Source organism: Bradyrhizobium sp. STM 3566 (assembly GCF_045571445.1).
GTDB classification, from domain to species: domain Bacteria; phylum Pseudomonadota; class Alphaproteobacteria; order Rhizobiales; family Xanthobacteraceae; genus Bradyrhizobium; species Bradyrhizobium vignae.
Map to the genome: position 1 here is coordinate 2857003 of NZ_CP120692.1, position 14726 is coordinate 2871728.

The window sequence follows — 14726 nt, forward strand, 5'->3', positions numbered from 1 at the left end:
CTGTCATTGCCGGGCTTGACCCGGCAATCCATCTTTTTTGAAGAGGATGGATGCGCGGGTCGAGCCCGCGCATGACGATTTGTGCTGAGACGCTGGAATGCGAGTCTATTGCGCCGGCGGCTTGGGCCAGGGGCGCTGCGGGCCGCGCAGACCTTCAAAAGCCTTGGCCATGCCGAGCACGCCGATGTCGTCGAAGCGGCGGCCGACGATCTGCACGCCGATGGGAAAGCCCTTGGCGTCGAAGCCGCCATTGATCGAGACCGCTGGATTCTCCGACATATTCCATGGCACGGTATAGGCGATGTGCTCGAACGGCTTCATGGGATCATTGGTCGGCGAGGCCCACTCCGCCGGAAAGTTCACGTTCGGCGCGGTCGGCGAGATCACGTAGTCGAGCTCGCAGAACAGTTTTGACGCTGCCGCGCGGATCGCCATGGTCTGGTTGAAGCCGCGGATGACGTCGACGCCCGAGAGCTTCGCGCCGGACTCGCCCCATTTGAAAATGTAGGGCAGCACCTTTGCCTGCTCGGCCGGCGTCAGCTTCGACAGATCGTCCCACATCCGCGCGCGCCAGAAATTGTCGAGGCCGTCGAGCATCTCGCGGGTGAGAATGCCGTCGACTGCCGTCACGACCGCGCCCGCGGATTCGAATGCCTTTGCCGCCTTCACCGCGACCTCGCGCACCGGCTTCTCCAGCGCCAGGCCGCAGCCGGGATCGAGCATCAGGCCGATACGCGCCTTTCGCGGGGACTTCTCCAATCCCTTCCAGTTCAGCGGCTCGGCCGGCAGGCTCATGCCGTCGCGCCGGTCGGGCTTTGCAATCGCGCTCATCATGAGCGCGCAATCATCGACGGTGCGGGTCATGGGACCTGCAACGCGGCCGATATAGGTGGGATCGATCGGCACGCGGCCGAAGCTCGGCTTCAGGCCGACGAGGCCACACCAAGCGGCGGGCAGGCGGACCGAGCCGCCGATATCGGTGCCGAGATGCAAGGGACCGTACCCGGCCGCGGCAGCGGCGCCAGCACCGGCGCTGGAGCCGCCGGGGTTCTTGCTGAGGTCCCAGGGGTTGCGCGCGAGCGCATGGAAGCTTGAGAGGCCCGACGACAGCATGCCGTAATCGGGCATGGTGGTTTTGGCGAAGATGATCGCGCCGGCTTCGCGCAGCCGCGCGGCGGGTGGCGCGTCCTTCTCGGCCGGCACGAGCTTGACGCTGGCCGCGCCGAGCGGCACCGGCACACCCTTGGTTGCGATGTTGTCTTTCACCGTGACAGGCACGCCGTCGAGCGCGCCGGAGGGCTCGCCGCCGGACCAGCGCGCGGTCGAGGCCTTTGCGGCCTCACGCGCGGCGTCGGGGTCGAATGCATAGAGCGCCCTCAGATGCGGTTCCCACGCAGCGACATGCGCGAGCACGTCCTCCAGCACCTCGCTCGGCGAGAACTGTTTTGCGCGATAGCCCGCGATCAGATCGACCGCGGACAGATCGTGCAGCGAGGTGACCGCCTCTTCGGCACTCTTTTTATGCATTGCCACCTACCGGCATGCGCGTCTCGATGATGCGGGCGAACATGCTCGCGCCGATCGGCAGGATCTTGTCGTCGAGCACGAAGCCGGGATTGTGCACGGGCACAGAGCCGTCATGGCCGACCCAGAAATAGGCGCCGGGCACGGTCTGCAGCATGTCGGCGAAATCCTCGCTGCCCATCTTCGGCTGGGCGCGGGTGATCACGTTGGCAGGATCGACGATCGTGCGCGCAACCTCCTCGACCACCTTGGACTGCTCGACCTGGTTGACCAGGACGCCAAACGTGTCGCGGATGTCGGCTTCGATCGTGCACTGGAACGCAGCCGCGATGCCGGCACAGATCGCGCGGATGCGTTCAGCGACCATGGCGCGGACTTCATCCGAGAAGGTGCGGATGGTGCCGCAGAGATGGGCTTCGCCGGGGATGACGTTGTAGGCGGAACCCGCGTGAATCTGCGTGATCGAGATGACGGCAGCCTGCAGCGGCTCGACGTTGCGGCTGACGATGGTCTGGATTGCCTGCGCCAGCGTGGTCGCGATGATCACGGCGTCCTTGGAGCGCTCGGGCATCGCGCCATGCGCGCCATAGCCGGTGATGCGGAGGTCGAAGAAGTCGGCGCTGGCCATGGCCGGCCCGGGCAGGATCGCGATCTCGCCGTGGTTGAGGTCGGGCGCGTTGTGCAGGCCATAGAGCTCGTCGCAGGGGAATTTTTCGAACAGGCCGTCCTTGATCATCGCGCGGGCGCCGCCGAGACCTTCCTCGGCCGGCTGGAAGATCAGGTGCACGGTGCCGTCGAAGTTCCGGGTCTCGGCGAGATAGCGCGCGGTGCCGAGCAGCATGGTGGTGTGGCCGTCATGGCCGCAGCCGTGGAAGCGGCCGGGGATCTTCGAGCTCCATTTCAGATTGGTGTTCTCCTCCATCGGCAGTGCGTCCATGTCGGCGCGCAGGCCGATGCGCTTGGTGCCCGAACCCTTGCCCTTGATGACACCGATCACGCCGGTGCCGCCGAGACCGCGATGCACCTCGATGCCCCAGCTCTTCAGCTTGTCGGCCACGATGCCCGAGGTGCGCACCTCCTCGAAGCCGATCTCCGGATGGGCGTGAAGGTCGCGCCTGATGGCAGTGAGTTCGTCGGCATAGCCGTCGATGCGGTCGATCGTGGGCATGTGTCCTGTCCGGTTAGCGTGAAGGAGGATTGAAAACGGGGCCGTTCGGCTTGATGCGGATGCCCGGCCGCAGGCGCGTCCAGGGCAGGGAAGCAGTGTCGGCCGGCATCGCGCCGGGCGCGGCGCAGATCATCAGCGCCTCCGCGATCGGCTCGAAATCGGCACGGAAATGCACCGAGCTCTTGTTGACGAGGATCTTCTCTCGTGTCGGCTCGATGCCGACATAGCGATACATCGCCTGGTCGGCGAGCTGGGCCTTGTGCGAGGAGACGACCACGCGGACATCGCCGATGCGCAAGGCTGCGGAGGGACCCATCTCCATCTCGCGGCCGCCATAGTAGGGGCCGGGCGCGATGAAGCGGCCGTCGGAGAGCTGTTCGACCACAAAGGTCTCGCGATAGGGCTCGTCGCCGGGAATCCCCGACTTGCCGCCGAGTGACAGCGTCACGGTGGCGCCGATGCCGGCTTCGTGCGCGGCCTTCGCCGAGACCGGATCGTAAATTGCGCCGGTCGCGGCGCTCGCCTTGTTGCGCACCAGCGCGCGCAGCATGCCCGTGGTGTCGGAATCGCCGCCGGCGCCGGGATTGTCCTGGGTGTCGGCGATGATGATCGGCTTGCTCGCGTTCTTGGAAAGCTCCATCGCATGGCGCACGCCATCGTCGGGCGTCCAGATCTTGCCGTCGAAATCGTCCTCGTGGCCTTCGATCAGCTTCACCATCGCATCCGCTGCGCGGTCGGCATCGGCTTGCGTCTTGCCATAGGCGAATACGCTCGGACCGCAATGGTGGAAATCGGCGGCAGGGAAGCCGGGGGCGAAGGAGAGCGTCGGAACGGCGTCGCCCTCCAATGCGGCGAGTTGTTCGTAAATGCCTTTGGTGGGCTGGTCGTTGGTGCATTGCCAGCTGATCGGGATCAGGAAGGGCAATTGCCGGAAAGCCTTTGCGAAGCGTTGCTTCGTCCCCAGCAGCAGCGCCAGATGCTTTGCGCAGGCACGGCCGGTCTCGGCCATGTCGACGTGGGGATAGGTGCGGTAGGCGATCAGCGCATCGGCATGCGCGATCATCTCGGGCGTGACGTTGGCATGGAGATCGAGGCTGGTGACCAGCGGAACATCCTTGCCGATGACCCGGCGCACACGCGCCAGGATCTCGCCTTCACCGTCGTCGAGATGCTCCGTGACCATCGCACCATGCAGGTCGAGATAGACCGCGTCGATCGGGCCCGCGGCTGCGATGCCGTCGACCATCACCTTCACGATGCGCTCGAAGGCGTCCTTGGTGACATGGGCCGAGGGGCTCGCCCCGCAGGCGATGGTCGGGATGAGTTCCCAGCCGTTCGCCTCGGCGCTGTCGACGAAGCCGGCAAGGCCGACATTGATGCGGCGCATCACCTTCAAGACGTCGGCACCTTCAGTCATCGCCGGCCAGCCGCCGCCATGCTGGAAATCCGCGAAGGTCGCCTTGGTCGGAGCGAAGGTGTTGGTCTCGTGCAGGAAGCCGCCGACGGCGATGCGTGTCATCAATTCAAGTCCAGCATTGGAAAGTGCGCGACGTTAGCCTTGGCCCGCAGCCGAGGGCAAGGCGGGAAGCAATCGCGCCGCGCATAGGGTCAAGCTGTTTTGGGAATGTGTGCCGCGCACACCGTCATTGCGAGCGTAGCGAAGATTCCATGGGGAGTGGATAGCGACCAGGTCTGAGGCCAGACTGAGGGTTGCTGAATCCATTCAACCTGGAGACGACGATGTTGCTCGATCATCCTTCCGACGGACTGGCCGCTATCCGCACGCAGTTTGGCGCAATTTTTGTGTCATTGGAACTGAGCCGTTCGACATGGCTGGTCACTTCGCTGTCGCCCTGCAAGGGCGAGAAGATGTCCAAACGCAGCATGAAGGCCGGCGAGCTTTCGGAACTGTTGAAGCTGTTTGCGGAGCTGAAGCGCAAGGCGCAGGCGCGAACGGGTGAGAGCTATCCGCTCATCGCGATCCAGGAGGCGGGGCTGGACGGGTTCTGGCTTCACCGCGCCCTGCAGCAGGAAGGCATCGAGAGCCACGTAGTCGATCCGGCCTCGATTGCGACGCCGCGCCGGCGCCGGCGGGCCAAGACGGACCGGCTGGATGGCGAGACGCTGTTGCGGACGCTGCTGGCCTACAAGCGCGGCGAGGTACGGGTCTGCGCCATGGTCGTTGCGCCCTCTCCGGCAGAGGAGGACCGCCGTAGGCTGTGCCGCGAGCGAGAGACCTTGATCGCGGAGCGGATCGAGCATGTGAACCGGATCAAGGGTCTTCTGTTCGCGCAAGGGATCTTCGACTACGCGCCGCTGCGGCGAGACCGGCGGAAGCGGCTGGAGGCCTTGCGGACGGGCGACGGGCGCGCCTTGCTGGCGCATCTGAAGGCGCAGATCAGCCGCGAACTCGACCGGCTCGAACTGCTGCTCGACCAGATCACGGCGGTGGAGCGCGAGCAGGATGCGTTGCTGGCCGCGAGCAAGGCGGCGGGGGAGAAGACCGTATCGAACCCGGTGGCAATGCTGCTCGAACTGAAGAGCCTGGGCCCGAACTTCACGGCCGTTCTCTGGTCGGAGGCCTTTTACCGGCAGTTCGCCAACCGCCGCCAGATTGCATCCTATGCCGGCCTTGCAGCCACGCCATGGCGCAGTGGCGGCATCGAGCGCGAGCAAGGCGTGTCGAAGGCTGGCAATCCGCGCCTGAGAACCACGATGATCCAGCTCGCCTGGCTCTGGGTACGCCACCAGCCTCAATCGGCTTTGACCCAGTGGTTCAAGGTGCACAGCCAACGCGGCCGCAAGCGCGCGATCGTGGCGCTCGCGCGCAAGCTGCTCGTGGCCCTCTGGAAGTACGTGACCGCGGGCGTGGTGATCGAGGGAGCCGAGATAAAGGCCGCCGCCTGACACCACGCTCCTCAGCCTCAAAGCCAATCCGCCGAGATTGATCAGCCTCGGCCGATCCGGGTGGACGAACCGATGGATTGCATGGCTTCAAACGCCGTAACGAAGAATGGTCTCGTCCTCTCGAGCCTGCCCGCCGCAAGCGGAATGTTGGTGCAGCCGCCGCCGCGCGGCGACCGAATGTGAGTTTGATCTGGCAAGCAAACCAGATTGCAAAAACCGGCTCGACCCTTGGATCGCCTGACGAAAAGGAGTTATCCGCCCGCTGCCCCGACTGCCAAAGCCTGATGGCGTGCTCGCTCGAGTCAAGGCCAAGTCGCTTCGCGACGGCCCTACGGGCCGACCTTGACTCGATCTGCGCGCGCCATCCTACGTGCTCCACGGTCGGGACGAAGAGCTGGCCTGCAATCGAACAAAGAGCTGAACAAACCGCCTTGACACACCAAATCCCCATGTGAGCAATCCAGAGTCTTTCCAAGGAGGGATTCTGGATTGCTTCGCTACGCTCGCAATGACGAGGGGAGAGAGCTACGCCGTAGCCCCCACGCCTTCCGCCACCGGCCGGAAATTGGCGAAGTCCCAGTTACGCCCAGGCGCCGCATCCAGCAGCGCCTTGGTGTAGGCCTCCTTCGGATGCGTCAGCACTTCGGCGGCCGGACCCTGCTCGACGACGCGGCCGTGCTGCATCACCACCACCTCGTCGCAGATCTGCGCGGCGACGCGCAGATCGTGGGTGATGAACAGGATGGCGATGCCGAGCCGCTTCTGGATCTCGTCGAGCAGTTCCAGCACCTGCGCCTGTACCGAGACGTCGAGCGCGGAGACCGCTTCGTCCGCGACCAGCACATCCGGATCGAGCGCAAGCGCCCGGGCGATCGCAATGCGCTGGCGCTGGCCGCCGGAGAACTGGTGCGGGTAACGCGACACCGCATCGGCTGGCAGGCCGACGAGCTCGAGCAGCTCTCGCGCCCGCTTCATCGCGTCAGGGTGCGCCACGCCGTAATTGATCGGGCCTTCCGCGATGCTCTCTCCGACGGTGACGCGAGGATTGAGCGAGCGGTAGGGATCCTGGAACACGATCTGGATCTTCTGCCGGTGCGGCTGCAGCAGGCGGCGCGAGATGTCGGCGATCTCGCGGCCGGCAAGGCGCACGCCGCCCGAGGTCGGATCGATCAGGCGGACGATGCAGCGCGCGACCGTCGACTTGCCCGAGCCGCTTTCGCCGACGATGCCGAGGGTGCGGCCCTTGCGCAAGGTCAGCGTGACCTTGTCGGCGGCGACGACCTCGCGGCCTTTGCCGAAGAAGGCGCGCTCCTTGTAGATCTTGCTGAGCTCGTTGGCTTCCAGCACGATCGGCTCGCGGGTCTCCTCGCGCGGTTGTCGCGGCACCAGGCTCGGCACTGAAGCCAGCAGGTTGCGGGTATACTCCATGGTCGGGTTGCGCAGCACGGTCTCGAGCGGGCCGGTCTCCACGAGGCGGCCTTGCCGCATCACCGCGACGCGGTCGGCGATCTCGGCGACCACGCCCATGTCGTGGGTGATGAACAGCACGGCGGTGCCGTGATCGCGCTGGAGGTCGCGGATCAGGGTCAGGATCTGCTTCTGCGTGGTGACGTCGAGCGCGGTGGTCGGCTCGTCGGCAATGAGGAGCTTCGGCTCCAGCACCAGCGCCATCGCGATCATGATGCGCTGGCGCTGGCCGCCGGAGAGGCGGTGCGGATAGGAGGCGAAGATGCGCTCGACCTGGGGCAGGCGAACCTGCTCCATCATGTCGAGGATGCGCTTCTTGCGCGCTTTGGCATCGAGATCGGTATGGGCGCGCAGCACCTCGTCGATCTGGCGGCCGACCGGCACCACCGGATTGAGCGCGGTCATCGGCTCCTGGAAGATCATGGCCATCTGTGTGGCGCGGAGCTGGCGCAGGCGGCGGTCGGTCGCGGTGAGCACCTCTTCGCCGACCAGCTTGATGCTGCCGCCGGTGGGAACCAGCGTCCCCTTCGGCAGCAGGCCCATCGTGGTGAGCGAGGTCACCGACTTGCCCGAGCCGCTTTCGCCGACGAGACACAGCGTCTCGCGCTCGCGCACCTGGATCGAGATGCCATCGATGATGTTGGCGCCCTTCGGCTTCTTGCCGACGGAGACGACGAGATTGTTGATGTCGAGAACGAGTTTGGTCATCAGGTCACTCCGTCGTCATTGCGAGGAGCCCGCGACAAGATTGCAGAGCAATTCTGCGCTGGCGACGAAGCAATCCAGAATCCTTCCGCGGAGGCAGACTGGATTGCTTCGCTTCGCTCGCAATGACGGAACAAGGGGATGGGCCGGGGAAACAAATCACTTGCCCTCCCGCTGCTTCATGCGGGGATCGAGGGCGTCACGTGCGGCGTCGCCGATCAGGTTGATGCTGAGGATGGCGATCGAGAGCAAGAGGCCCGGCCAGAAGATCAGCGACGGCTTGATCTGGAAGTACTGGCGACCCTCGGCCATGATGTTGCCCCAGGTCGGCGTCTCCGGCGAGATGCCGGCGCCGAGGAAGGAGAGGATCGCCTCGGTGAGGATCGCGCTTGCGCAGACATAGGTGCCCTGGACGATCAGCGGAGCGATCGTGTTCGGCATCAGATGCCGCCACATGATCTTCGGCAGGCTCGAGCCGACCGAGATCGCGGCCTCGACGTAAGGCTCCTCGCGCGCCGACAGCACGACGGAGCGGACCAGGCGCGCCACGCGCGGGATCTCGGGAATGGTGATCGCGATCAGCACGGTCCAGAGGCTGGCGCCGGAGAGCGAGACCACGGCGATCGCGAGCAGGATGCTCGGCATCGCCATCAGGCCGTCCATCACGCGCATCAGGACGGAATCGATCAGCTTGAAGAAGCCGGAGACGAGGCCGATCGCGAGCCCGATGGCGATCGACAGGATCGCCGAACCGATGCCGATCAGAAGCGAGATGCGGCCGCCATAGATCACGCGCGACAACAGGTCGCGTCCGTAAGCGTCGGTGCCGAGCAGGAATTGCGCCGAGGACGGCTTCAATCGCTGCGACGGCGCGAGCTGGATCGGATCATGCGGCGCGATCAGCGGGGCGACGATCGAGACCACCACGATCAGGGCGAGCAGGACCGTCGCCGTGGCGATGATCGGCGTCGAGGTGAGGAATCCGAAGCGCGGCCGCAGTGGCGACGTGATCGGAATGGACGACTGGGGAAGGGTATCGACCGACATGTGTGTTCTTATCCTTGCCTCAGTACCGGATCCGGGGATCGAGCAGGGTGTAGGCGACGTCGATGAGGAGATTGACGACGACATAGATCAGCGACGTCAGCAGGATCATCGCCTGGATCACCGGATAGTCGCGCGCCAGCACCGCATCGACGGTGAGGCGGCCGATGCCGGGGATGTTGAACACGCTCTCGGTGACGACGACACCGGAGATCAGCAGCGCAAAGCCGGTGCCGATCACGGTGATCACCGGCACGGCGGCGTTGCGCAGCGCATGCCGCATCATCACGGCAACCTCGTTGATGCCTTTCGCACGCGCCGTTCGCACGTAATCCTCGCCGAGCACGTCGAGCATCGCCGCGCGCGTCATGCGCGCGATCAACGCGATGTAGATGAAGGACAATGCGCAGGTCGGCAGGATGATACGCTCGAAGAACGGCCCGAAGCCGTTCGAGATGCTGCGGAAGCCCTGCACCGGCACCCAGCGCAAATCGATCGCGAAGATCTCGATCAGGACATATCCGACCACGAACACCGGGACCGAGAAGCCCAGGACCGACAGGCCCATCACGAAACGGTCGATCCAGGTGCCGTGCTTCCACGCCGCGATCACGCCCAGCGGCACTGCGACGATCACGGCGAGGACGATGGTCGACAGCGCGATCGAGATCGACGGCTCGACGCGCTGGCCGATCATCTTCATCACCGGCAGGTTGGAGATCAGCGAGGTTCCGAGGTCGCCGTGCAGCAGCTTGCTCACCCAGGTGATGAACTGCACGATCAGCGGCTCGTTGAGGCCGAGCGAGGCGCGGATGCGCTCGAGCCGTTCCGGCGTCGCGTTGTCGCCGGCGAGGATCGCGGCGGGATCGCCGGGCGTCAGCCGCAGCAGCAGGAACACGAACAGAGCGACGACGCCCATCACGGGCACCGCGGCCAGAACGCGGCGAATAAGATAACCCAGCATGCACCTATCTCCGGCTGCGGAACTTGTGGCGCCTCGAGGCACCCGGGAATTCTGTCGTGTCTATCATGCCTATCACTTGGACTGAAAAGGCTGCCCGGAGACGCCATCCTCTTGGGGCAAATTGTGTGCCAAGGGCTGCCCTGTAGCAAGAGGCCGGCATGTCCCCGGCATCGGCCACTCAGGATGCATGTCGCAGTTCATGCTCACCCCTAAGTGAAGGCACGGTCGGCGTCGCATTGAGCCCGCGCCAGCCGTCGATGGTCTGGGCAATCATCTGCGCCGTCGCCGCCGACAGAGTCCAGCCGAGATGGCCATGGCCGGTGTTGAAGAACACGCCCGGTATCCGTCCCGCGCGCACCACCGGCATCATGTTCGGCATCATCGGGCGCAGCCCGGCCCAGGGCACGACGCGCGACGTTTCGACGGCGGGGAAGTTGCTGCGCACCCAGTCGATCAGCGGCTGCACGCGGTCGGCGCGGATGTCGCGATTGAAATCGTTGAACTCGGCGGTGCCGGCGACGCGAAAGCGATCGGCCCCGAGCCGGCTGGTGACGATCTTGGCGGCCTCGTCGAGCAGGCTCACGGTCGGGGTGGCGTTGCGGCTCTCGGCGGTGTCGAGCTGCACGGTGATCGAGTAGCCTTTCACCGGATAGACGTTGACGCGCTCGTCGAGCAGGGCGGCGAAATGACGGCTCGCAACGCCCGCGCAGACCACGACGCCGTCCGCCTTCAGCATGCCGCGTTGAAACGCGTCAGCATCGCTCGTCGCGAGATCGGCCCAGCCGATGACAAAGCCGCTGCCGGTCCGTGCGATCGAATCGATGTTGGCCTCATGAATGAAGGTCGCACCACGCCGCTTGCAGGCTTCCGCCAGCCCGCGGGTGAACTTGTGGATATCGCCGGTCGCATCCGACGGCGTGAAGAAGCCGCCATAATAGTCCTTCCGCAGTGTCGGCTCGATCGCGCGGATTTCCTCCGGCGTCACCGGGCGGCGGTCGAGGCCACCTTCCTGCAGTAGCGCATTGACGCGCAGACCGGATTCAAAGCCGGCCTTGTCACGATAGATGTGGAGGATGCCGCGGCGCTCGAGATCGAAGTCGATGCCTTCGCGCGCAGCAATGTCGAACAGATGCCTGCGCGCTTCGATCGCCAGCCGCGTGGTCTCGATGGTGTTGGCGCGGTAGTTGCCGATATTGGCGACGAACTCGCTCATCCACGAATATTTGTGCCAGTTCGGCCGCGGATTCATCAGCAGCGGCGCATCGCGCCGGAACATCCAGCGCAGGCCCTTCAGGATCGTCGCGGTAGAGTTCCACACCTCGGCATTGCTGGCGGAGAGCTGTCCGCCGTTCGCAAACGAGGTTTCCATTGCGGCATAGCGGTGCTTGTCGAGCACCGTCACCTTGTAACCGCGTTCCAGCAGGGCATAGGCGGTCGTTACGCCGGTGATGCCGGCGCCGATGATGGCGATATGAGTCATGATGAAGTCGGGGCTCCCGTGAGTTAGAGATGGCTGACCGCCGGCTCGAAAGCCGTTGGCGGCGCCCCATCTGTCACGGTTACCTGAGAGCTTGATCCGGCGCGGACCTCGGAAGGTCAGCCTCGGACTATCCCCTTCGGTGGACGTCACGATGATCAAATCGTGCCGTCTCTCTCCAGATCGTCCTGTCGATACAGTCCTTTTGCCTGAGAGTTTCCGGGGCGGTTGCTCCGTCGGCGCCGTAACGAAAGCAGCATGCCTTCGTTGCGATCTCTCCCGCATCGTCGCGTGCACAAGCCGAGCAGTACGATACGCCTCATTTTTGGACAAGGCTAAATTTCGACCCCGATTGCCAATGCATTGTGCAGTGCGAAGCCTGCGTCGTCGCTGCGCCGTTACTCCAACGTCGCCAGCAATCCCGCCATCAAGCGTCCCCGCTCGACCAGGCTATCGACCTCGATGAACTCCTCGAGCGTGTGGCCGTTGCCGCCGCGGACGCCGAGGCCGTCGAGCGTTGGGATTCCCATCGCGCCGGTGAAGTTGCCGTCGGAGCCGCCGCCGGAGCTTGCATGCGGTAATTCCGCGCCGAGGGATTTGGCGATGCGCGCCTTTTCGTACAGCGCCATGGTGCCGGCATCCGGCTCCCAGACCGGCCGCGTCACGCCGCGGGTCACCTTGAACGTGACGTCGTTGTTGGTGCCCGACAGCGCCAGCATCCGCTCGACGCCGCGGTCGAGATCGGCCTGACGCTTGGCCATCGACAGCGCTTCGCCGGTGGCTGTCGTGGCAACGCAATTGACCCATTGTCCGCCGTGGACAACGCCGACCGAGAAGGTGCAATCCTCCGTCGTCATCGCGTCGATCGCGAGGATCTGCCGCGCCATCTCGCGGATCGCCGAACGTCCCGACGACAGCGTCGCGCCGGCGTGGCTCGGCCGTCCCGTCGCTTCGAGATTGAAGCGTGCGATGGCGTAACGTCCGGTGGTGACGCCGTTGTCGGCGCGGCCGGGCTCCGGCACCAGCACGTATTTGTTGCGTGCGGCTTCGGCCTCGATGATGTCGCGCGTGGAGGGCGTGCCGACTTCCTCATCCGGCGTGAACAGCACGGTGATCGGCAGCGGCGTCGTGAACGAGGCGCGCGCCAGCTGGCGGATTGCTTCCAGCGAGAGATAGTTGCCGCCCTTCATGTCGTAGATGCCGGGGCCGTAGCATTTGTTGCCCTCGCGCCGCCATTTCAGCTTCTCGATGGTGCCGATGGGGTGAACGGTATCCATGTGTCCGGCGATCAGGATTCCCGGCTCGCCCTGCTTCGGATGGGGAAAGCGCGCGCGGATGACGCCGCCAAAGCCCTGGCGGCCGGCGATGCGCTCGATGGTCGCACCCATGATCGCCATATCCCGCGCTGCGATATCGAGCATGCGGTTAACGGCACCCGCGTCCCAGGTCGGACTCTCGCATTCCACCCAGGTGCGCAGGCCCTCGAGCATGGCCTCGGAATCGAGGGGAAGATTGGCTGGATTCATCTCAATGTCTCTCAAGCTGCGAAGATGGAACGCGCATTGCATCGGCGCGGGGCAGGACAGCGGAGAGCGTTGTAGAGCTAAACTGATCTTTGTGGAGCCCGTGCGCGCGCCGCGAGGGCTTGCGACGAAACCGGATTGACGCGCTCAACACTGTCTGCAAGTCTCGAAAAGATAAAGGCATTGCATGAGGTTAGTTCGCTCAACGAACGAACCGCATGCTCAACCAATAACCTGCCTTTGAACAGTTTCACGTCAGGAGAACCCTCTATGTTCCACTTCACGCGCCGGGGGCCTCGCGCATTCGCCTCCAAACTTGCGCTGACGGTCGTCGCGCTTTCGACCGCGCTGGCTTCGCCAGTGCTGGCGGCCGGCAAGACCCTCACGGCGGTGATGCATTCGGATCTGCGCATCATCGACCCGATCTTCACCACGGCCTACATCACGCGTGACCATGGCTACATGGTCTACGACACGCTGGTCGCTCCGGATTCGAATTTCAAGATCCAGCCGCAGATGGCGGACTGGAAGATCTCCGATGACAAGCTCACCTACACCTTCACCCTGCGCGATGGCCTGAAGTGGCATGACGGTGCGCCGGTGACGGCGGAGGACTGCGTCGCCTCGCTGAAGCGCTGGGCTGCGGTCGACGGCATGGGCCAGAAGCTCATGGACTTCACCGCGAGCCTCGAGGCGACCGACGCCAAGACCATCACGCTGAAGCTGAAGGAACCCTACGGCCTCGTCCTCGACTCCATCGGCAAGCCGTCCTCGCGCGTCGCCTTCATGATGCCGAAGCGTCTCGCCGAGACGCCGCCGGACAAGCAGATTCCCGAGCAGATCGGCTCGGGTCCCTTCAAGTTCGTGCAGGGCGAATTCCAGCCCGGCGTGAAGGCGGTCTATGTCAAGAACACCGACTACGTGCCGCGCAAGGAGCCGGCGAGCTGGACCTCCGGCGGCAAGGTGGTGAAGGTGGACCGCGTCGAGTGGATCACCATGCCGGACTCGCAGACCGCGGTGAACGCGCTGCAGTCGGGCGACATCGATTTCATGGAAAATCTGCCATACGACATGCTGCCGGTGCTGGAAGCGAACAAGGAGCTCACGATCGAGGTCTCCAATAAGTTCGGTTTCCAGACCCTCGGCCGCATGAACTTCCTCTATCCGCCGTTCGACAACGTGAAGGTGCGCCGCGCTGCCTTGCTGGCGATGAACCAGAAGGACGTTCTCGACGCGCTGGTCGGAAACCCGAAATATCAGAAGATCTGTGGTGCCTTCTTCGTGTGCGACACGCCGCTCGCAACCGAGGTCGGTGCCGAGACCCTCGTGAAGGGCAACGGCATGGCCGAAGCGAAGAAGGCGCTCGCCGAATCCGGCTATGACGGCACGCCGGTCGTGATCATGGCACCTGGCGACGTCACGACGCTGAAGGCACAGCCGATCGTTGCGGCCCAGCTGCTGCGCGAGGCCGGCTTCAAGGTCGACCTGCAGGCGACCGATTGGCAGACCGTGGTGAGCCGTCGCGCCAGCCAGAAGCCGCCGAAGGAGGGCGGCTGGAACATGTTCTTCACCAACTGGGTCGCGGCCGACGTCTCCAACCCGATCGCCAATCTCTCGATCGGCGGCCAGGGCAAGAAGGGCGGCTGGTTCGGCTGGGCGGAGGATGCCAAGATCGAGCAGCTCAAGGATGCGTTCGTCCGCGCAGCCTCGCTCGACGAGCAGAAGAAGATCGCGGCCGACATCCAGAAGGAAGCCTATGAGCAGGTGATCTACATCCCGCTCGGGCAGTACCTGCTGCCGAGCGGCTGGCGCAAATCGCTGACCGGCGTGCTCGACGGTCCGGCGACGCCGCTGTTCTGGAACATCGACAAGTCGGAATAGGGCGAGAACCCCTCTCGCGGCCTTCGGCCGGACCCTCGCACGGCGCCGCTGTCATCAGCGGCGCCG

At 64.8% G+C, this 14726-nt stretch carries 10 protein-coding genes and 2 riboswitches; of the genes, 2 read left to right on the top strand and 8 right to left on the bottom strand.

Annotated features, from left to right (window positions below):
* Positions 1-105 precede the first annotated feature (105 nt).
* Genes P6U27_RS13545 through P6U27_RS13555 form a run of 3 tightly spaced genes read right to left on the bottom strand, consistent with a single transcriptional unit; the run spans position 106 to position 4211 of the window.
* Complete coding sequence (locus P6U27_RS13545) at positions 106-1527, bottom strand: amidase (RefSeq protein ID WP_407194193.1); 1422 nt, start codon at positions 1525-1527, stop codon at positions 106-108.
* Positions 1520-2692 carry a M20 aminoacylase family protein gene (locus P6U27_RS13550; RefSeq protein ID WP_122402577.1) on the bottom strand — a complete coding sequence of 391 codons (1173 nt, stop codon included), beginning with the start codon at positions 2690-2692 and terminating at the stop codon, positions 1520-1522. Before P6U27_RS13550 ends, P6U27_RS13545 begins: the two co-directional genes overlap by 8 nt.
* A gap of 13 nt (positions 2693-2705) precedes the next feature.
* Positions 2706-4211, bottom strand: coding sequence for a M81 family metallopeptidase (locus tag P6U27_RS13555; RefSeq protein ID WP_407194194.1), 1506 nt, complete (start codon positions 4209-4211; stop codon positions 2706-2708).
* Between the two features lie 221 nt (positions 4212-4432).
* Between P6U27_RS13555 and P6U27_RS13560 the strand changes: the two genes are divergently transcribed.
* On the top strand, positions 4433-5599 hold the full coding sequence (locus tag P6U27_RS13560) for an IS110 family transposase (RefSeq protein ID WP_122406392.1): 1167 nt from the start codon (positions 4433-4435) through the stop codon (positions 5597-5599).
* A gap of 525 nt (positions 5600-6124) precedes the next feature.
* Here P6U27_RS13560 and P6U27_RS13565 read toward each other — a convergent pair.
* The 5 genes from P6U27_RS13565 to P6U27_RS13585 form a co-directional block, all read right to left on the bottom strand.
* Positions 6125-7774 (bottom strand): ABC transporter ATP-binding protein, encoded by a 1650-nt coding sequence (locus P6U27_RS13565; RefSeq protein WP_407194195.1) that lies wholly within the window; start codon positions 7772-7774, stop codon positions 6125-6127.
* A 156-nt stretch (positions 7775-7930) separates the two neighbouring features.
* Positions 7931-8818, bottom strand: a complete 888-nt coding sequence (locus P6U27_RS13570; RefSeq protein WP_122402580.1) for an ABC transporter permease — start codon at positions 8816-8818, stop codon at positions 7931-7933.
* A 19-nt stretch (positions 8819-8837) separates the two neighbouring features.
* Positions 8838-9779, bottom strand: coding sequence for an ABC transporter permease (locus P6U27_RS13575; RefSeq protein WP_407194196.1), 942 nt, complete (start codon positions 9777-9779; stop codon positions 8838-8840).
* A gap of 178 nt (positions 9780-9957) precedes the next feature.
* On the bottom strand, positions 9958-11259 hold the full coding sequence (locus P6U27_RS13580; RefSeq protein ID WP_407194197.1) for a D-amino acid dehydrogenase: 1302 nt from the start codon (positions 11257-11259) through the stop codon (positions 9958-9960).
* Positions 11260-11327: 68 nt separating this feature from the next.
* A riboswitch (glycine riboswitch) is annotated at positions 11328-11440 on the bottom strand.
* Between the two features lie 3 nt (positions 11441-11443).
* Positions 11444-11548, bottom strand: a riboswitch (glycine riboswitch).
* A 106-nt stretch (positions 11549-11654) separates the two neighbouring features.
* A complete protein-coding gene (locus P6U27_RS13585) occupies positions 11655-12782 on the bottom strand; it encodes a M20/M25/M40 family metallo-hydrolase (RefSeq protein WP_407194198.1) in 1128 nt (375 codons plus the stop codon).
* A gap of 267 nt (positions 12783-13049) precedes the next feature.
* Between P6U27_RS13585 and P6U27_RS13590 the strand changes: the two genes are divergently transcribed.
* Complete coding sequence (locus P6U27_RS13590; protein ID WP_407194199.1) at positions 13050-14660, top strand: ABC transporter substrate-binding protein; 1611 nt, start codon at positions 13050-13052, stop codon at positions 14658-14660.
* The last annotated feature ends 66 nt before the right edge of the window (positions 14661-14726 follow it).